The following is a 21,866-nucleotide window of genomic DNA, read 5'->3' on the forward strand; positions in this document are numbered from 1 at the left end:
GTGAGCGTGCGGATGTTCGTGCGCGTCGGGTGAAGGTGGATTACGCCTCGCACAGTGCACATGTGGAGGCGCTCGAAGCGGAGCTCTTGGCAGCTCTGGAGCCGATCCGGCCGGTGACCGGGACCCTCCCCCTGTACTCCACGGTGACGGGTGGGTTTATCGACACTGCGTCGATGGATGCTGCGTATTGGTATGCGAACTTGCGTAATCCGGTGGGTTTTGAGCCGGCTATTGGTGCGTTGATCGATAAGGGCATGGGTTGTTTCGTTGAGGTGTCTCCGCATCCGGTGCTGACGATGGCGGTTGAGGAGAGCATCGAGGCGCGGGACGCGAACGCCCGGGTGTCGGTGGTGGGTTCGCTGCGGCGTGATGAGGGCGGCATGCCCCGCTTCCTGCTCTCCCTCGGCCAAGCACACACCATCGGTGTGAAGGTTGACTGGGACGCGGTGTACGCCGGTACTGGCGCGCGGCGCGTGGACTTGCCGACGTATCCCTTCCAGCGAGAGAGGTACTGGCTGACGCCGTCCGCGCAGGGCGGTGACGTCGCCGCGGCCGGCCTGGACCGGATGCAGCACCCGGTGCTTGCGGCGGCCGTGCAGGTCGGCGACCGCGACGAATGGGTGTTCAGCGGACGCTTCGCCACTGAACAGCAGCCGTGGGTACGTGACCACGTGGTGCTGGGCACCGTGATCGTGCCGGGCGCCGCGCTCGTCGAACTCGCCCTCGCCGCCGCCCGACACCTCGGCTACGAACTCCTCGACGAGCTGATCTTCGAGGCGCCGCTGATCTTGGACGAAGGCTCCGCACGGCACATCCGGGTCATCGTCGGGCAGCCCGCACAGGACGGTCGCCGCGAGGTCGCCATCCACTCCCTGCCGGAGACCACCGGACCGGACGGCACCCGGCACACGATCCGGCACGCACGCGGCCAACTGGCACCCGAGGCCGAGCCCTCCGCGCCGTTCCCCACCCACTGGCCGCCCCTCGCGGGCGTCGAGGTGTCCGCCGACGCCCTGTACGAGCGGCTCGCCGACGTCGGCCTCGACTACGGGCCACTGTTCCAGGGTGTGCAGGCGGTGTGGCGCAGCGGTGACGAGGTGTATGCCGAGGTGGCGCTGCCCGATGACACGACCGTGCACGGGTTCGCCATCCACCCGGCCCTGTTCGACGCAACGTTGCACGCGAGCATGGTGGACAAGGACCCCGGCTCCGTACCCGACCTGCCGTTCTCCTGGTCCGGTGTGCGCTGCGCGACCTCCGCGGCGACCCGGGTGCGCGTGCGGATCAGCGGCGCGGGCGAGTCCGCGTTCCGCCTGGACGTCGTTGACGAGAGCGGCGCGATGGTCGTCGCCGTGGACGCTCTCGCCGTACGCCCCATGGACCCGGCGCAGCTGATGCGCGCCCGCGGCGAGCAAAACACCCTGTTCCAGGTGGAGTGGGCCCCGGTCACCGGCGCGCCGTCACAGGCTCGCGTCGCCGTCCTCGGCGGCCTGGACGCGCCGGGTGAGCACTACGCCGACCTCCAGGCCCTCGAAGAGGCCATCGAAGGGGCCATCGCCGGCGGCGCCAGTGACGCCGGTGACGTGCGTCTGGTGCTCGCCGAGATCGAGACCCCGGCCGGCGAGGACCCCGTGCACACCGCGAACCTCGTGGCCGAGCGCACCCTCGCCCTCGCCCAGCGCTGGTTGGCCAGCGAATGGCTCGGCGAGGCCACCCTGGTGGCCGTGACCCGCAGCGCGGTCGCCGTTGGCGCCGAGTCCGTCAACCTCGCCCAGGCACCCGCATGGGGCCTGCTGCGCAGCGCGCAGACCGAGCACCCCGGCCGCTTCGTGCTGGTGGACACCGATGGTGAAGCCCCGCCCGACTGGTCGTGCATCGCCGACCTCGATGAGCCCCAACTAGCGGTACGGTCCGGCGCGTTGTTCGCGCCCCGGCTGGGCCGCCCCGCCGAAGGCCCCAGCGGCCGGGCCTGGCGGCTCGCCAGCACCGCGAAGGGCTCCCTGGAGAACCTCGCCGTCGTGCCCTGTGACGACGCCCGCCCTCTTGGCGTCGGCGAGGTCCGGATCGGTGTCCGTGCCGCCGGCCTCAACTTCCGCGACGTCCTCATCGCGCTCGGCATGTACCCGGGCGAGGCACCGCTGGGCAGCGAGGCCGCCGGCGTCGTCTTGGAAGTCGGCTCCGCCGTCACCGACCTCAAGCCGGGCGACCGGGTGTTCGGCCTAGTGACGGACGCCTTCGGGCCCGTCGCCGTCGCCGACCGCAAGACCGTCGCCCCCATGCCAGCGGGCCTCACCTTCACCGAGGCCGCCGCCATCCCCGTCGTCTACCTGACCGCGTACTACGGCCTGATCGACCTGGCCGGCCTCACGTCCGGCGAGAAACTGCTCGTGCACGCCGCCGCCGGCGGCGTCGGCATGGCCGCCATCCAGCTCGGCCGGCACTTCGGCGCCGAGATCCTCGCCACCGCCAGCCCCACCAAGTGGGATGCGGTACGCGCCCTGGGCGTGCCGGCCGATCGCATCGCCAACTCCCGCGACCTCGGCTTTCGCGACGCCTTCGACGCGGTGACCGATGGCGCGGGCGTGGACGTGATCCTGAACTCCCTTGCGGGCGAGTTCGTCGATGCGTCGCTCGAACTCCTCCCGCGTGGCGGCCGATTCATCGAGATGGGCAAGACCGATATCCGCGACCCGCAGGCCGTCGCCCGACAGCGGCCCGGCGTCCGCTACCGCTCGTACGACCTGCTGGAGGCCGGCCCGGACCGCATCCAGGAGATGCTCGTCGAGATCGCCGACCTCTTCGAACGCGGCGTCCTCACCCCCTCGCCGATCCGCGCCTGGGACGTGCGCCGGGGCCAGGAGGCGTTCCGTCACCTGCGCGAGGGCCGTAACGTCGGCAAGGTCGTCCTGACCGTGCCCGCGCCCCTCGACCCCGAGGGCACCGTCCTGGTCACCGGCGGCACCGGCGGCCTCGGCGCCCTATTCACCAGGCACCTCGTCACCCGGCACGGCATGCGCAACCTGCTGCTCGTCAGCCGCCGTGGCCCCGCCGCCGATGGTACGGCCGAACTCGTCGCCGAACTGGAAGCACTCGGCGCCAGTGTCCGCGTCGCCGCCTGCGACGTGGCCGACCGCGAACAGGTCGCCGCCCTCCTCGCCTCCCTGAACCGCCCGCTGACCGCCGTCATCCACACGGCCGGTGTGCTGGCAGACGGCGTCATCGAGTCGCTGTCACCCGACCAGCTGCGCCACGTCATGCGGCCCAAGCTGGACGCCGCCTGGCACCTGCACGAACTGACCGCGCGCATGGACCTGTCGGCGTTCGTCCTGTTCTCGTCCGCCGCCGGACTCCTTGGCAACGCCGGTCAGGCCAACTACGCCGCAGCCAACACCGCTCTCGATGCCCTCGCCGCACAACGGCAGGCGGCGGGCCTGCCCACCGTGTCCCTCGCCTGGGGCCTGTGGTCCGACTCCACCGGCATGACCGGCGTACTCGATGCGACCGACCTCGCCCGCATGGAACGTAGCGGCATCGGCGCCATCTCAAGCCACGAGGGCCTTGACCTGTTCGACCAGGCCCTCGGCTGCGAGGCAGCGCTGCTCGCCCCGGTCCGCCTCGACCTGGGCGCCCTGCGCACCCAGGCCCGCTCCGGGATGCTGCCCGCGCTGCTGCGTGGCCTCGTGCGCACCCCCGCGCGCCGCGCCGACACCGGACGCACCCTGGAACGACGCCTCGCCGGCGTCCCCGAGGCCGACCGCGAGCAGGTCGTCCTCGATCTCGTACGCACCCAGGTCGCCGCCGTTCTCGGCCACGCTTCACCTGACGCCATCGACCCCACTCGCGCCTTCAAGGACCTGGGCTTCGACTCGCTGGCCGCGGTCGAGCTCCGTAACCGGCTTAGCCAGGTCGCCGGCGTCCGACTGCCCGCGACCCTCGTCTTTGACCATCCCACCCCAGCCGACACCGCCCGCCTGATCCTCACCGAGGTCGGCGGAGCCGCCGCCGGACCCGGTCCCTCCCCCCTCGACGAGGAACTCCAGCGGCTGGAAGCACTCCTGATCGCCCTGTCCGGACACGAGCAGCAACTCGCCGGTGCCGAACCACGCCTGCGCTCCCTCAGCAACCGGCTGCGGACCCTGCTCGGTCACACCGGAAACGGCCAGGACGACACCGACGACCACCTCGAAGAAGACCTCGACTTCGTCTCCGACAGTGAGATGTTCGACATGATCGACAAGGAGCTCGGTTCCGCATGACCGGGAAGACTGACGACGGCCGCGGCGGGCCCACGGGTGACGAGCACAAGCTCCGCACCTATCTGCGTCGCGTCACCGCTGAACTGCGCACCGCCAACCGCCGCGTGCGCGATCTGGAACAGCGTGACGTCGAACCGATCGCCATTGTCGGCATGAGCTGCCGCTTTCCCGACGGTGCCAACTCGCCGGACGAGCTGTGGGAATTGGTGGCGTCGGGCCGGGACGGCATGGGCCCGTTCCCGACCGACCGCGGCTGGGACCTCGAAGGCCTCTACGACCCCGACCCCGAGCGTGCCGGCAGCGCGTACGCGACCGAGGGCGGCTTCGTCGACAGCGTCACCTCGTTCGACGCCGACTTCTTCGGTATCAGCCCGCGCGAGGCCCTCGCCATGGACCCGACCCAGCGGCTCACGCTGGAGACGGCCTGGGAGGCCCTGGAGGGGGCGGGCATCGACCCCGCGACCCTGCGCGGTAGCGAGACCGGCGTCTACGCCGGCACGGTCTCCTCCGACTACGGCCCATCGACGCTGCCCGAACTGGAGGGCTTCCGGGTCACCGGAACCCAGAGCAGCGTCATGTCCGGCCGCGTCGCCTACAGTCTCGGCCTCGAAGGCCCCGCGGTCACCATCGACACCGCCTGCTCCTCGTCCCTCGTGGCCCTGCACCTCGCCGCGAACGCGCTGCGTGCGGGGGAGTGCTCCCTCGCACTCGCCGGCGGCGTCACCGCCCTCGCCGGACCCTTCCTCTTCGTCGAGTTCAGCCGCCAGCGCGGCCTAGCACGCGACGGCCGCTGCAAGCCGTACGCGGCGGCGGCGGACGGCACCGGCTTCTCCGACGGCGTCGGCCTGGTGGTGCTTGAGCGGCTGTCCGATGCCCGCCGCAACGGCCGCCGCATCCTTGGCCTGATCCGGGGCAGCGCGGTCAACCAGGACGGTGCGAGCAACGGCCTGACCGCGCCCAACGGCCCGGCCCAGGAACGCGTCATCCGCCAGGCGCTGGAGAGCGCCGGCCTCAGCCCCGTCGAGATCGATGCGGTCGAGGGCCATGGCACGGGCACGGTGCTCGGTGATCCGATCGAGGCGCAGGCGCTGCTCGCGACGTATGGGCAAGACCGGGACGGGGACCCGCTGTGGTTGGGGTCGATCAAGTCGAACATCGGTCATACGTCGGCGGCTGCTGGTGTGGCGGGTGTCATCAAGATGGTGATGGCGATGCGGCACGAGATGCTGCCGCCGACGCTTCATGTGGACGAGCCGTCTGGGCACGTGGACTGGGATTCGGGCCGGGTGCAGTTGTTGACGGAGGCCCGTGCGTGGTCGGCGGGTGAGCGTCCGCGGCGCGCTGGTGTCTCGTCGTTCGGAGTGAGCGGCACCAACGCCCACCTGATCATCGAAGAGGCCCCTGCGGCCGAGGAGCCCACCGAGGACACGCAGGTCCACGATGTTCGGCCCGCCGGCGCGGTGCCGGTGGTGCTGTCGGGGCGGTCGGACGCTGCGCTACGGGCGCAGGCACAGCGGTTGCGGGCGCATGTGGTGGCGCGGCCCGAGGTGTCGGTGGTGGATGCGGCGTATTCGTTGGTGGCGTCGCGGGCGTTGTTGGAGCGGCGAGCCGTTGTGGTCGCCTCGGGTCGTGAGGAGTTGCTTGCTGGGTTGGGTGAGGTGGCGGTCGGGGAGTCGGCGGTTGGGGGCAAGTCTGCGTTTTTGTTTACGGGGCAGGGTGCGCAGCGGGTTGGTATGGGGTTGGAGTTGGCTCGGGCGTATCCCGTTTTTGAGCGGGTGTTGGGTGAGGTGTGTGTGGAGGTTGATCCGCGGTTGGGTCGGTCGTTGCGGGGGCTGATCGGCGAGAAAAGCAGCGTGTTGGACTCGACGGAGTTCACGCAGGTGGCGTTGTTTGCGGTTGAGGTGGCGTTGTTCCGGTTGGTGGAGTCGTTGGGGATGGGCGCGGATTACTTGATTGGTCATTCGGTGGGTGAGTTGGCTGCCGCGCATGTGGCGGGTGTGTTGTCGTTGGCTGATGCTGCTGAACTCGTGGTGGCGCGTGGTCGGTTGATGGGTGGGTTGCCTGCTGGTGGTGCGATGGTGGCGGTGCAGGCTGCCGAGGCTGAGGTGGCGCAGTCGCTGACTGGCTTCGAAGGCCGGTTGGAGATCGCTGCCGTAAATGGCCCCTTGGCTGTGGTGGTGTCTGGTGATGCGGATGCTGTGGAGGAATGGTTGCCGAGGTGGGAGGGGCGTAAGACATCGCGGTTGCGGGTGTCGCACGCTTTCCATTCGCCGCGGATGGAGCCGATGTTGGCGGAGTTTCGGGTGGTCGCGGAGCGGTTGACGTATTCGGAGCCGCGTATTCCGGTGGTTTCGAATGTCACCGGTGAAATCGTTTCCGCCTTCGACGCTGATTACTGGGTGCGTCACGTCCGGCAGGCGGTGCGTTTCGCGGACGGTATCCGGGTTCTGTGGGATGTGGGGGTGCGTCGGTTCTTGGAGTTGGGGCCGGATGCGGTGTTGTCGGCCATGGCTCGGCAGTGTGTGGAGGAGGACGCCGAGGCGGTGTTCGTTCCTGCCCTGAGGGCCAAGCACGGCGAGCGGGAGGCTTTCGCCGGCTTCCTCGGTCGCGCCCACACCGCGGGCGTCAGCGTTGACTGGGAGGCTTTCTACGCCGGTACCGGTGCCCAGCGCGTTGACCTCCCGACGTACGCCTTCCAACGGGAACGCTTCTGGCTGACGCCGGGGGCGGGTACCGGTGATGTGTCCGCCGCCGGGCTCGTCGGTGTCCAGCATCCGTTGCTCGCGGCGGCCGTGCCGGTCGGGGACCGGGACGAATGGGTGCTCACGGGACGGGTCTCGACCGAGACACAGCCGTGGGTCGCCGAGCATCTGCTGCTCGGCGTCATGGTCGTGCCGGGCACGGGGCTCGTTGAGCTGGCGCTCGCCGCTGGGCGCCATGCCGGCACCCCCGTACTCGACGAGCTGGTGCTCGAATCGCCCTTGCGCATGCAGGAGGGCGTCACCCGGCACCTTCAGGTCATCGTCGGGGCGCCCGGTCCGGACGGTCGGCGCGAGGTCGCGATCTACTCGCGGCCCGAGCACGCCACCGGCGACACCGAGAGCACCTGCCACGCACGCGGCACCCTCGGCACGGACAGCGTGGCAGCGCCGGCCTGGTCGGAGCAGTGGCCGCCGCAGGACGCCGAACCGATGCCCGTCGATGACCTCTACGGCCGTCTCGCGGACCTCGGTTACGACTACGGCCCTCTCTTCCACGGCGTTGAGGCCCTCTGGCGAGACGGCGACGAGACGTACGCCGAGGTGACGTTGCCCGAGGGGCACGGGGGTTTTGGTATCCACCCCGCGCTGTTTGACTCGGCGTTGCAAAGTGGTGTCGTGCTGCTGACCGGCGGCGACGCGGCGGCGCACCTCATGCCGTTCAGCTGGAGCGGTGTGCAGCTCAACGGAACGGGCGCGACCCGGCTGCGTGTTCGCTCCACCATGACCGGCGGCACCTCGCTGCGGTTGGACGCGGTGGACGAGGACGGGAAGCCGGTGGTTTCGGTGCGTTCCCTTGTCGTGCGTCCGGTGGAGCAGGAGCGTATCGACAGCTCGCGCGGGGACGCGCGGCAGTCGCTGCATAGGGTCCAGTGGACGCCCGTCGCGACTGATGCGGCCAACGGGGCCGGCACGCCGGACCTCGTACGGATCGGGGCGGGAGAGGCGTATGCCGACCTGGACGCCCTGGAGCATGCGCTAGCCGAGGGGGCTGCCTCAACCCCGTCGGCTGTGCTCGCAACCGTGCCCAGCGGCAGCGCGGACGGCTCGGCGTCGGTGCATGCCACGGCCGCGCAGGCGCTCGTACTGGCGCAGCGGTGGCTGGCCAGCGAATGGCTGGGTGAGGCCCGGCTGGTGGTGGTGACCAAGGCCGCCGTGTCCGACGACGCAGGGGCGCCTGACGCCGCCCAGGCGGCGGTGTGGGGCCTGCTGCGCAGTGCGCAGTCGGAGCACCCGGGGCGGTTCATCCTCGTCGATTTCGACGATGCCGATGCCGATGCCGACACCGCCGCCGGTGACGTGCTCGATTGGGGCGCGGTGCTCGGCGCGGACGAGCCGCAACTAGCCGCACGCAACGGCCAGTTGCTCGCACCGCGGCTCGTGCGGGTGGATGCGGCGATCGCCCCCGTTTCGCTGCCCGTACTCGGTGCTGGCACGGTGCTGATAACTGGTGGTACGGGTGGTCTGGGCGCGGTGTTCGCCCGGCATCTGGCCGTGGCGCACGGTGTTCGCGATCTGCTGCTGCTCAGCCGGCGCGGTCCGCAGGCCCGTGGTGCCGCCGAGTTGGTCGCGGAGCTTGAGGGGCTGGGCTGCCGGGTTCGGGTCGAAGCGTGCGACGTGTCCGACCGTGACCAACTGGCCGGCGTACTCGGTTCGCTGGAGCGTTCGCTGTCGGCCGTGGTGCATGCCGCGGGCGTCGTGGACGACGGTGTCATCGAGTCGCTGTCGCCGGAGCACATAGCGCGTGTGATGCGGCCCAAGGTGGACGCGGCGTGGCACCTGCATGAGCTGACAGCGGACGCGGACCTGTCGGCGTTCGTGTTGTTCTCGTCCGTCGCCGCCCTCATCGGCAGTCCTGGGCAGGGCAACTACGCGGCTGCCAATGCGGCACTGGACGCGCTCGCCGCTACCCGCCGAGCTGCCGGACTGCCCGCTACCTCCCTCGCCTGGGGCCTGTGGGCCGAGGCGGGCGGCATGGCGGGCGAGTTGGACGAGGCCGGCCTGGCCCGTCTTGAGCGCACCGGTGTGGGCGCGCTGTCCCAGGAGCGCGGCCTCGAACTGTTCGACCTGGCGCTGGGCACCGACGTTGCCCTGTTGGCACCCGTCCAACTCGACCCGGCCGCGCTACGCACCCAGGCCAGGGCCGGTGTGCTGCCCGCGCTGTTGCGCGGCCTGGCACCCGTTCCCGCCAAGCGTGCCAAGACCGGCGGTTCCCTCGCGCAGCGCCTCACGGGCGTCGCGCAGACCGACCGCGAACGGATCGTGCTGGACGCGGTACGCGAGCAGGTCGCGGCCGTCCTCGGCCACGCCTCCGCCGCCGCGATCGACACCGACCGGGCGTTCAAGGACCTTGGCTTCGACTCGCTGAGCGCGGTCGAGCTGCGTAACCGGCTCACCCAGAGCACGGACGTACGCCTGCCCGCCACGCTGATCTTCGACCACCCCACTCCCGGCGCCGTCGCGCACCTGCTGCTCTCCGAGATCGGCGGGACCGCCGACACGCCGAAGAAGCCGGGCGCCCGCGCGAAGCGGGGCTCAGCGGACGAACCACTGGCCATCGTCGGTATGAGCTGCCGCTACCCCGGCGGGGTGACCTCCCCGGAGGAGCTGTGGCAGCTGGTCGCCTCGGGCCGCGATGCCGTGGGCGGATTGCCCACCGACCGCGGCTGGGACCAGGACATCTACGACCCCGACCCGGACCGGCCCGGAAAGATCAACACCCGCGGCGGCGCGTTCCTGGAGCGCATCGGTGAGTTCGACGCCGAGTTCTTCGGCATCAGCCCGCGCGAGGCGCTTGCGATGGACCCGCAGCAGCGGCTGCTGCTTGAGGCGTCCTGGGAGGCGTTCGAAGACGCCGGCATTGACCCGACGACGCTGGGCGGCAGCGACACCGGAGTGTTCGCGGGCGTGGTGACCACCGACTACGGCGGCATGGCGTCCGCCGAACTGGAGGGCTACCGCCTCACCGGCACCACCACGAGCGTCGTGTCAGGGCGCGTCGCGTACACGCTGGGCCTGGAGGGCCCCGCTATGTCGGTGGACACGGCCTGTTCGTCCTCCGCGGTCGCCCTGCACCTGGCCTCGCAGGCGCTGCGGTCCGGTGAATGCTCGCTGGCGCTGGTGGGCGGTGTGACCCTGCTGGCAGGCCCGTACCTGCTCACCGAGTTCAGCCGCCAGCGCGCGGTCTCCCCGGACGGCCGCTGCAAGGCGTACTCGGCGGCGGCGGACGGCACCGGCTTCTCCGATGGCGTCGGCGTGCTCGTCGTCGAGCGGCTGTCGGACGCCCGCCGCAATGGTCGCCGCATCCTTGGCCTGGTCCGGGGCAGCGCGGTCAACCAGGACGGTGCGAGCAACGGCCTGACCGCGCCCAACGGCCCCTCTCAGGAGCGGGTCATTCGGCAGGCGCTCGCCAATGCCGGGCTGGTCCCGGGCGAGGTGGACGCGGTCGAGGGGCATGGCACGGGCACGGTGCTCGGTGATCCGATCGAGGCGCAGGCGCTGCTTGCGACGTATGGGCGGGACCGCGAGGGGGACCCGCTGTGGTTGGGGTCGATCAAGTCGAACATCGGTCATACGTCGGCTGCTGCTGGTGTGGCGGGTGTCATCAAGATGGTGATGGCGATGCGGCACGGAGTGCTGCCGCCGACCCTGCATGTGGATGAGCCGTCCTCGCATGTGGAGTGGGATGCGGGCCGGGTGGAGTTGTTGACGGAGGCTCGTGAGTGGTCGGCGGGTGATCGTCCGCGGCGCGCTGGTGTGTCGTCGTTCGGAGTGAGCGGCACCAACGCACACATCATCGTCGAGGAGGCGCCGGCCGCGGAGCCGGTGGCAGACGTCGAGCGGGTTGCGCCGGTGGCTCCGCTGCCGGTGGTGCTGTCGGGGCGGTCGGATGCGGCGTTGCGGGCGCAGGCGGGGCGGTTGCGGGAGCGCGTTGCTGCTGATCAGGGTGTGAGTGTTGCTGACGTTGGCTATTCGCTGGTGACGTCGCGGGCGTTGTTGGAGCGGCGAGCCGTTGTGGTCGCCTCGGGTCGTGAAGAGTTGCTTGCTGGGTTGGGTGAGGTGGCGGTCGGGGAGCTGGCTGCTGCTGGGAAGTCGGCCTTTCTGTTTACGGGGCAGGGTGCGCAGCGGGTTGGTATGGGGTTGGAGTTGGCTCGGGCGTATCCCGTTTTTGAGCGGGTGTTGGGTGAGGTGTGTGCTGAGGTTGATCCTCGGTTGGGTCGGTCGTTGCGGGAGCTACTTGCCGATGGCAGTGGTGTGTTGGACTCGACGGAGTTCACGCAGGTGGCGTTGTTTGCGGTTGAGGTGGCGTTGTTCCGGTTGGTGGAGTCGTTGGGGGTTAGCGCGGATTACTTGATTGGTCATTCGGTGGGTGAGGTGGCCGCTGCGCATGTGGCGGGTGTGTTGTCGTTGGCTGATGCAGCTGAGCTCGTGGTGGCGCGTGGTCGGTTGATGGGTGGGTTGCCTGGTGGTGGGGCGATGGTGGCGGTGCAGGCGGGCGAGGTTGAGGTGGCGCAGTCGCTGACTGGCTTCGAAGGCCGGTTGGAGATTGCTGCGGTGAATGGCCCGTTGGCTGTGGTGGTGTCTGGTGATGCGGATGCTGTGGAGGAGTGGCTGCCGAGGTGGGAGGGGCGTAAGACGTCGCGGTTGCGGGTGTCGCATGCTTTCCATTCGCCGCGGATGGAGCCGATGTTGGCGGAGTTCCAGGCGGTCGCGGAGCGGTTGACGTACTCGGAGCCGCGTATTCCGGTGGTCTCGAATGTCACCGGCGAGATCGTTTCCGCTTTCGATGCGGATTACTGGGTGCGTCACGTCCGGCAGGCGGTGCGTTTCGCGGACGGTATCCGGGTTCTGTGGGATGTGGGTGTGCGTCGGTTCTTGGAGTTGGGGCCGGATGCGGTGTTGTCGGCCATGGCTCGGCAGTGTGTGGAGGAGGACGCCGAGGCGGTGTTCGTCCCTGCCCTGCGCGCCAAGCACGCCGAAGAGTCCGTGTTCGCCAGCTTCCTCGGTCGCGCCCACACCGCGGGTGTCGGCGTTGACTGGGAGGCCTTCTACGCCGGTACCGGCGCCCAGCGCGTAGACCTCCCGACGTACGCCTTCCAGCGGGAGAACTACTGGCTGTCCCGTAAGGCCGCTGCCGGGGACATCTCCGCTGCCGGGATGGAACGGATGCGGCATCCGATCCTGGCGGGAGCCGTGCAGGTCGGGGACCGGGACGAGTGGGTGTTCACCGGCAGCATGTCGCAGGAGTCGCAGCCGTGGACGCGCGATCATGCGGTGTTCGGGATCGTCCTGGTGCCCGGTACTGCGATGTGCGAGATGGCACTGACCATCGGCCGGCGACTGGGTTGCGAGGTCGTGGACGAGATGGTCATCGCCGCGCCGCTGGTCCTGGAGGACGGCGTGACCCGGCAGATCAGGGTCACCGCCGGTGTGCCCGGCGAGGACGGCCGCCGTGAGATCGCGTTCTTCTCCCGCATTGACGCGGGCGATGACGAGGGGACCGAGCCGACCTGTCATGCGCGAGGTTGGCTGTCCGCGAAGGCGGAGCCGCTGGAGCCGCTGCCGATTCCGTGGCCGCCGGTGGACGCCGAGCCGCTCGCCGTGTCCGAGCTGTACACGATGCTCAACCGCAATGCCCACCTCACCGATGTGGGCTTCGACTACGGCCCGGCCTTCCGTGCCGTGGAGTCCGCCTGGCGCTGGGGTGACGAGGTGCTGGTCGAGCTGGCGCTGCCCGAGGAGGCAGGACCGGCCACCGGGTTCGCCGTCCACCCGGCGATGTTCGACTCCGCCCTGCATGGTGGGCTCGGCAAGCTCGACATGGGGGAGAACAACCCGAGCGGCCTGCCGTTCTCGTGGTCCGGGGTCCAGTGGGAGCGCTATGGCCTCACACGGTTGCGGGTGCGGATCACATTGCCCGACCCGATGTCCCTGCGGCTCGACATTGCGGGCGAGGACGGTCTGCCGGTGGCCTGCCTGCGGCGGCTTGACGTTCGTCCGGTGGAGCGGGCGAACCTGGAAGCGGCGCGGGGCGACGGTGACCGCCACCTCTATGAGCTGGACTGGACACAGGCGCAAACAGTCGCGGCTGCGGCTGTGGGCCTCGTCGCGATCGGTGCCGTTGGTGGGGCGGTGGTGGACCGGTTCGCCGACCTGGACGCGCTGAACAAGGCCCTGGCCGGCGGTGTGACCGTGCCCGATGCGGTGTTGGCCGAGGTCATCACGCCGGTCGGCGACACCGCCGATGCGGCCAGGGCCGCGACCGGCGCGGCACTGGAGCTGGTGCAGCGATGGCTGGCCAGTGAGCGGCTGACCGAGGCCCGGCTGGTGCTGGTTACCCGGGGCGCGATGGCCACCGCCGACGACGTGGCGCCCGATGTCGCTCAGGCGGCGCTGTGGGGCCTGCTGCGCAGTGCGCAGTCCGAGCATCCTGGCCGGTTCGTCCTAGTGGACCTGGAGGGCCTGGAGGGTACGGAGCCCGACTGGGGCGCTGTGCTAGGCGCGGATGAGTCCCAACTAGCGGTGCGAGGCGACCGGTTGCTGACGCCACGGCTCGTACGTGCGCCGGCTCCGATGCCCGAGCGGGCGCCCGCCTTCGATCCGGATGGCACCGTCGTCATCACCGGCGGTACGGGTGGTCTGGGCGCCGTGTTCGCCCGGCACCTCGCCGCCACCCACGGCGTGCGGCATTTGCTGCTGCTCAGCCGACGCGGCCCCGAGGCTGACGGCGCCGCCGCACTCGTCGCTGAGCTGGGCGCCCTGGGATGCGCGGCCCGAGCCGTCGCCTGTGATGTGTCGGACCGTGATCAACTCGCCGCCACACTCGGCACGTTGGAACGCCCACTGACCGGAGTGGTCCACGCGGCCGGTGTCCTCGACGACGGTGTCATCGAGTCGCTGTCGCCGGAGCACATAGCGCGTGTGATGCGGCCCAAGGTGGACGCGGCGTGGCACCTGCATGAGCTGACAGCGGACGCGGACCTGTCGGCGTTCGTGTTGTTCTCGTCCGTCGCCGCCCTCATCGGCAGTCCTGGGCAGGGCAACTACGCGGCTGCCAACGCGGCGCTGGACGCGCTCGCCGCCACCCGCAGGGCCGCCGGACTGCCCGCGACCTCCCTCGCCTGGGGCCTGTGGAGCGAGGGGGGCGGCATGGCGACCCAGCTCGGCACAACCGAACTGGCCCGCCTGGAGCGGATGGGTTCCCAAGCGCTGACCGCCGACCTCGGTCTCAGCCTCTTCGACCAGGCACTCGCCACGGATGCCGCACTGCTGGCACCGGTCCGGCTGGACCTCGCGGTGCTACGCGCCCGGGCCAGGGCCGGCACCGTCCCGGCCGTGCTACGCGGGCTCGCGCCCGTCGTGGCCCGCCGCGTCGAGGCCCCGACCGTGTCGTTGCGCGACCAACTGGCGGGGGTCGATGCGGCCGACCGCGAGCGCATCGTCCTTGACCTGGTGCGCACCCAAGTCGCGGCCGTGCTCGGACACGCCTCGGCCGCGGCCGTCGAACCCGACCGTGCCTTCCAGGAGATGGGCTTCGACTCGCTCGCCGCCGTCGAGCTGCGCAACCGACTCACCCAGGCCACCGGCATGCGGCTGCCCGCCACGCTCGTGTTCGACCACCCCACGCCAGCGGAGATCGCGCGCCTGCTGCGCGCCGAGTTCGGTGGTGGTGGTGGCGGCGCCGCTGGCGAATCACCGATCGAGAAGGAACTGAAGAAGCTGGAAGCCATGCTTGCCGCGGTCGCCGACACCGAACGGCGCCATGTGGCCGAGCGCCTGCGCCGCCTGCTGTCCGTCGTCGCCGACGACGGCGAGACGGAGAGCACGGCCGAGCGCATCGAGGCGGCCACCTCCGTGGACGAGGTCTTCCAAATGATCGACGCCGAGTTCGGCGAAGCGTGACAAGGGGCGGGGACATGGCAGAGAACACCGATCAGCAGGAGAAGATCGCCCGCTATCTCAAGAAGATGGCGAGCGACCTCAACCAGGCCCGCGCGCGCCTTCGCGAGTACGAGTCCCGGGACGGGGAGCCCCTGGCGATCGTCGGCATGAGCTGCCGATACCCGGGCGGGGTGACCTCGCCGGAGGACCTGTGGCAGTTGGTGGCCTCCGGTGGCGACGGCATCAGCCCGTTCCCCACCGACCGCGGCTGGGACCTGGAGCGGCTGTACGACCCGGACCCGGACCGGCTCGGCACCGTGTACGCGAGGGAAGGCGGGTTCATCGAAGGGGCCGCCGAGTTCGACGCCGACTTTTTCGGCATCAGCCCGCGCGAGGCGACCGCCATGGACCCGCAGCAGCGGCTGCTGCTTGAGGCGGCCTGGGAGGCACTGGAGGACGCGGGCATCGACCCGCACCAGCTGCGCGGCAGCGACACCGGCGTCTTTTGCGGCGTCGGCCCGTCCGACTACGCGGCGATGCCCGCGGGCAGCCTGCCGCAAATCGAGGGGCTTCGACTGACCGGCTCCACCACCAGCGTGGTGTCCGGCCGCATCGCCTACAGCCTCGGCCTCGAAGGCCCTGCCGTGTCCGTGGACACCGCCTGCTCGGCCTCCGCCGTCGCCCTGCACCTCGCGGTGACCGCGCTGCGCGCCGGGGAGTGCTCCCTCGCGCTCGCCGGTGGCGTCACCGTACTGGCCGGGCCGTTCCTCCACATGGAGTTCAGCCGCCAGCGCGGCCTCGCGCCTGACGGCCGCTGCAAGGCGTACGCGGCGTCGGCGGACGGCACCGGCTTCTCCGATGGCCTGGGTCTGGTCGTCCTGGAACGGCTGTCGGACGCCCGCCGCAATGGCCACCGCGTCCTTGGCCTGATCCGCGGCAGTGCCGTCAACCAGGACGGTGCGAGCAACGGCCTGACCGCACCCAGTGGCCCGGCGCAAGAACGCGTCATCCGGCAGGCCCTGGCCAATGCCGGACTGACCCCGGGCGAGGTGGACGCCGTAGAGGGCCACGGCACCGGCACCGTACTCGGCGATCCCATCGAGGCACGGGCACTGCTGGCGACGTACGGGCAAGACCGCGAGGGGGACCCGCTGTGGCTGGGCTCCATCAAGTCCAACATCGGCCACACCTCGACGGCCGCCGGCGTCGCCGGCGTCATCAAGATGGTGATGGCGCTACGCAACGGCGTACTACCGCCGACGCTGCATGTGGACGAGCCGTCCCCGCATGTGGAGTGGGATGCGGGCCGGGTGGAGTTGTTGACGGAGGCTCGTGAGTGGTCGGCTGGTGATCGTCCGCGGCGCGCTGGTGTGTCGTCGTTCGGAGTGAGCGGCACCAACGCACACATCATCATTGAGGAGGCGCCCGCCGAGGAGCCGGCCGAGGCTTTGGCGGCGGACTCGGCGCCCACGGGGGCGCCCCGCTTGGCCGCTGCCGTGCCGGTGGTGCTGTCGGGGCGGTCGGACGCTGCGCTACGGGCGCAGGCGGGGCGGTTGCGGGAGCGCGTTGCTGCTGATCAGGGTGTGAGTGTTGCTGACGTTGGCTATTCGCTGGTGACGTCGCGGGCGTTGTTGGAGCGGCGAGCCGTTGTGGTCGCCTCGGGTCGTGAAGAGTTGCTTGCTGGGTTGGGTGAGGTGGCGGTCGGGGAGCTGGCTGCTGCTGGGAAGTCGGCCTTCCTGTTTACGGGGCAGGGTGCGCAGCGGGTTGGTATGGGGTTGGAGCTGGCTCGGGCGTATCCCGTTTTTGAGCGGGTGTTGGGTGAGGTGTGTGCTGAGGTTGATCCTCGGTTGGGTCGGTCGTTGCGGGAGCTACTTGCCGATGGCAGCGGGGTGTTGGACTCGACGGAGTTCACGCAGGTGGCGTTGTTTGCGGTTGAGGTGGCGTTGTTCCGGTTGGTGGAGTCGTTGGGAGTTAGCGCGGATTACTTGATTGGTCATTCGGTGGGTGAGGTGGCTGCCGCGCATGTGGCGGGTGTGTTGTCGCTGGCTGATGCTGCCGAACTTGTGGTGGCGCGTGGTCGGTTGATGGGTGGGTTGCCTGCTGGTGGTGCGATGGTGGCGGTGCAGGCTGCCGAGGCTGAGGTGGCGCAGTCGCTGACTGGCTTCGAAGGCCGGTTGGAGATCGCTGCCGTAAATGGCCCCTTGGCTGTGGTGGTGTCTGGTGATGCGGATGCTGTGGAGGAATGGTTGCCGAGGTGGGAGGGGCGTAAGACGTCGCGGTTGCGGGTGTCACACGCTTTCCATTCGCCGCGGATGGAGCCGATGTTGGCGGAGTTTCGGACGGTCGCTGAGCGGTTGACGTACTCGGAGCCGCGTATTCCGGTGGTCTCGAATGTCACCGGCGAGATCGTTTCCGCCTTCGACGCTGACTACTGGGTGCGTCACGTGCGGCAGGCGGTGCGTTTCGCGGACGGTATCCAGGTTCTGTGGGATCTGGGGGTGCGTCGGTTCTTGGAGTTGGGGCCGGATGCGGTGTTGTCGGCCATGGCTCGGCAGTGTGTGGAGGAGGACGCCGAGGCGGTGTTCGTCCCTGCCCTGCGCGCCAAGCACGCCGAAGAGTCCGTGTTCGCCAGCTTCCTCGGCCGTGCCCACACCGCGGGCGTCAGCGTTGACTGGGACGTTTTCTACGCCGGTACCGGCGCCCAGCGCGTTGACCTCCCGACGTACGCCTTCCAACGGGAACGCTTCTGGCTTACCCCCGGCGCCGCCCCCGGTGATGTGTCCGCCGCTGGGCTCATCGCCGTGCAGCACCCGGTGCTGGCCGCGCGGGCGTTGCTCGGGGATCGCGACGAGTGGCTGTTCACCGGCCGTATCTCCACCGCCCACCAGCCGTGGACGCGCGACCACGTCGTCATGGGCGCAACCGTCGTGCCCGGTGTGGCGCTGGTCGAGATGAGCCTGACCGCCGGGCGTGAGGTCGGCTGCCCCACGCTGGACGAGTTGGTCATCGAGGCGCCGTTGACGCTGGACGAGGCGGCGGGCCGCCAGGTGCAGATCCTCGTTGGCCACGCCGACAAGGACGGGCGCCGCGAGTTCGCCATCTTCTCCCGGCCCGATACCGACGACGCGGACGAGCAGGGCGGGGCGGTCTGTCACGGCCGGGGCTGGCTGGGGGCGGACGCCAAGGCCGTACCCGAGTGGGACGTCGAGTGGCCGCCGCAGGAGGCCGAATCCCTCTCCGCCGAGGCGTTGTACTCGCGCATGGCCGACATCGGCTACGACTACGGCCCGCTGTTCCAAGGTGTGGTCGAGGCATGGCAGGACGAGGACGCCGTCTACGTCGAGCTGGCGCTGCCGGACGGCGCCGACGCGGGCGACTTCGGCATCCACCCGGGCCTCTTCGACTCGGCGGTGCAAAGTTCGCTGTTCGGTGAGAAGGCGGACGACACCCTCGTCATGCCGTTCTCGTGGAACGGCGTTCGGCTCGGGCGGACCGGCGTCTCTCGCGCCCGTGCCAGGCTCGTCCCGGTGGGCGAGGCTGCCTTCCGCATCGACATCGTTGATGAGCACGACGCGGCAGTCCTCAGCATGGACAAGCTCGTGTTCCGCCCCGTGGACGCACAACAGTTGAAGCGGGCCGCTGAGCCGCAGGGTGCGCTGTACCGGCTGCACTGGAACCCGATCACGACCGGCGCTGGGCCTGTGGCGCGGGTCGCGGTGCTGGGCGGGCTGCCCGCCGATGGCGAGGCGTTCGAGGACCTGGCCGCGCTGGAGCGTGCCATCGCGGACGGTGCCACCGCACCCGAGCTCGTACTCGTGGGGGTAAAGGCCCCGGAGGAAACCCCGGCCGCCGTCGAGGCGCTGTCCATCGTCCAGACCTGGCTCACTCACACGGCTCTGGCTTCCGCCCAGTTGGCTGTCGTCACCCGGCGCGCCGTCGCCGTCGATGAGGAAGCCCCCGACGCCGCCCAGGCCGCCGTGTGGGGCCTGCTGCGCAGCGCGCAGTCCGAGCATCCGGGGCGCTTCCTGCTGATCGACCTCGACGACGACGCCGTGGTGGAGGGGCTGCCCTGGGGCGGTCTGCCGGCACTCGACGAGCCGCAGCTCGCGGTGCGCGGCGGCCGGGTGCTGGCGCCGCGACTCGTCCACGCCGCCGTTGGCGAGTCGGCGCCCGCCTTCGATCCGGATGGCACCGTCGTCATCACCGGCGGCACGGGTGGTCTGGGTGCCGTGTTCGCCCGGCACCTCGCCGCCACCCACGGCGTGCGGCATTTGCTGCTGCTCAGCCGACGCGGACCCGAGGCTGACGGTGCCGCCGACCTGGTCGCGGAGCTAAAGAAGCTGGGCAGCGAGGCCAGGATCGTGGCCTGTGACGTGGCCGATCGCGCACAACTAGCAGCCGCTGTCGGCACGTTGGACCGTCCCATTACCGGTGTCGTGCACGCCGCGGGCGTCGTAGCCGACGGTGTGATCGAGTCGCTGTCGGCCGAGCAGCTCGAACGCGTCATGCGGCCGAAGGTCGAAGCCGCTCGCCATCTGCACGAGCTGACGGCGGACACCGACCTGGCCGCCTTCGTGCTGTTCTCGTCCGTTGCCGCACTCATCGGCAGTCCAGGGCAGGGCAACTACGCCGCAGCCAACGCCGCGTTGGACGCGCTTGCCGCCGCCCGCCGGGCCGCGGGGCTTCCCGCGACCTCCCTGGCCTGGGGCCTGTGGTCGGACACCGTGGGCATGGCCGCCCGGTTGGGCGAGACCGAAGTGGCCCGACTGGAGCGGCTTGGTGCCAAGCCGCTCACCGTCGAACTCGGCCTCGATCTCTTCGACCAGGCCCTCACCTCGGACGCCGCGCTGCTGGCACCCGTCCGCCTTGACACGGCCGCGTTGCGCGCCCAGGCACGCGCCGGCACCCTCCCGGCCGTGCTGCGCGGGCTCGCGCCCGGCGCGCGGCGCGCGGAGGCCGGCGGGTCCCTCGCCCGGCGGTTGGCGGGCGTGCCGGAGGCAGAGCGCGAGCAGCTGGCGCTTGGCCTCGTGCTGGCCCAGGTCGCGGGCGTACTCGGGCACGCATCGGGCACCGCCATCGACCCGGCACGCGCCTTCAAGGACCTCGGCTTCGACTCGCTCGCCGCGGTCGAGCTCCGTAACCGGCTCACCCAGAACACCGGCGTGCGCCTTCCCGCGACCCTGGTGTTTGACCACCCCACCCCGGAGGCCGTGGCCCGCCTGCTGGTCTCCCAGGTCACCGTGGATGCCACGGCGGTACGTCCGCGCGCGACGCGTCCGCGGCGCGGGGACACCGGGGAGCCGCTGGCGATCGTCGGCATGAGCTGCCGGTTCGCCGGCGGCGTGGCCTCGCCGGACGAGCTGTGGGATCTGGTGGCGTCCGGCCGGGACGGGATGGGCCCGTTCCCGACTGACCGCGGCTGGGATCTTGAGCGGCTGTACGACCCGGACCCCGACCAGGTCGGCACCATCTACACGCGGGTCGGCGGATTCGTCGACGGTGCGGGGGAGTTCGACGCGGACTTCTTCGGCATCAGCCCGCGTGAGGCGCTGGCCATGGACCCGCAGCAACGGCTGCTGCTTGAGGCGTCCTGGGAGGCGTTCGAAGACGCCGGCATCGACCCACTGACGCTGCGCGGCAGTAACACCGGAGTCTTCTGCGGCACCGTCACCTCGGGCTACCACGCGACGATGGTCCCCGAGCTGGAGGGCTACCACCTCACCGGCACGACCCTGAGCGTGGTGTCCGGCCGGATCGCGTACACGCTCGGGCTTGAGGGCCCGGCGGTGGCCATCGATACGGCCTGCTCATCCTCCGCGGTCGCCCTGCACCTGGCGTCCCAGTCACTGCGATCCGGCGAGTGTGAGATGGCGCTGGTCGGCGGCATCACCTTGATGGCGACGCCCGACCTGCTCGTCGGCTTCAGCCGGCAGCGCGGCCTGGCCGAAGACGGCCGTTGCAAGGCGTACGCGGCGGCGGCGGACGGCACCGGCTTCTCCGATGGCCTCGGGCTGCTCGTGGTCGAGCGACTGTCGGAGGCCAGGCGCAAGGGGCACCGCGTCCTGGGTCTGATCCGGGGCAGCGCGGTGAACCAGGACGGTGCGAGCAACGGGCTGACCGCGCCCAACGGCCCCTCCCAAGAGCGGGTGATCCGCCAGGCGCTGGAAAGTGCGCGGCTGACCCCGGCCGAGGTGGACGCGGTCGAGGGGCACGGCACGGGCACCACGCTGGGCGACCCGATCGAGGCGCAGGCGCTGCTTGCGACGTACGGCCAAGAGCGCGACGGCGATCCGCTGTGGCTGGGTTCGATCAAGTCCAACATCGGTCATACATCGGCTGCCGCCGGTGTCGCCGGCGTCATCAAGATGGTCATGGCGATGCGACACGGCACGCTTCCGCCGACCCTGCACGTGGACGAGCCCTCCCCGCACATCGACTGGGAGTCCGGAGACGTCCGGCTGCTGACCGAGGCCCGCGCGTGGCCATCGGACGGCCGCCGTCCGCGTCGCGCCGCCGTGTCGTCGTTCGGCGTGAGCGGTACGAACGCGCACGTCATCTTGGAGGAGGCCCCCGCCGACGAGCCCGTCGAGCGGGCCGCCGCGACGCGAGCGGTGCCGGCCGTCGCCGTGCCGGTGTCCGGTCGTAGCGCCGCCGCGACGCGGGCCCAGGCCGCGCGGCTCCGCGCCCATGTGTTGGCCCGGCCCGACCTCTCCCTCGTGGACCTTGGATACTCCGCGGCCACCGCCCGCGCCCATCTGGAGCACCGGGGCGTCGTGGCCGCGGCCGACCGTGACCAACTACTGGCCGGGCTCGCCGCCCTGGCGATCGGCGAGCCGTCGCCGATCGCCGTCGAGGGTCGGGGCACGGCCGGCACCAAGCCGGTGTTTGTGTTTCCTGGGCAGGGTGCTCAGTGGGTGGGTATGGCGGTGGAGTTGTTGGATTCTTCGCCGGTGTTTGCGGCGGAGGTGGC

The 21,866-nt window shown here is 70.6% G+C and carries 3 protein-coding genes; all 3 read left to right on the forward strand.

The window, feature by feature from the left end; translation table 11 throughout:
* A partial coding sequence (locus FHS42_RS35575; RefSeq protein ID WP_184580430.1) for an SDR family NAD(P)-dependent oxidoreductase occupies nucleotides 1–4,256 on the forward strand: 4,256 nt, incomplete at its 5' end.
* Entirely contained in the window at nucleotides 4,253–14,917 is a 10,665-nt protein-coding gene (locus FHS42_RS35580; protein ID WP_184580432.1) for a type I polyketide synthase, read from the forward strand. The genes FHS42_RS35575 and FHS42_RS35580, both read left to right, overlap by 4 nt.
* 14 nt (nucleotides 14,918–14,931) lie before the next feature.
* Nucleotides 14,932–21,866 (forward strand): type I polyketide synthase (locus tag FHS42_RS37990; RefSeq protein ID WP_246495872.1); only part of this gene is annotated, 6,935 nt, incomplete at its 3' end.

This window comes from Streptomyces zagrosensis (assembly GCF_014203645.1).
Classification (GTDB): Bacteria; Actinomycetota; Actinomycetes; order Streptomycetales; family Streptomycetaceae; genus Streptomyces; species Streptomyces zagrosensis.

Coding starts and splice junctions, on each gene's coding strand:
- FHS42_RS35580 (WP_184580432.1), top strand. CDS start 4,253: ATGACCGGGAAGACTGACGACGGCCGCGGCGGGCCCACGGGTGACGAG.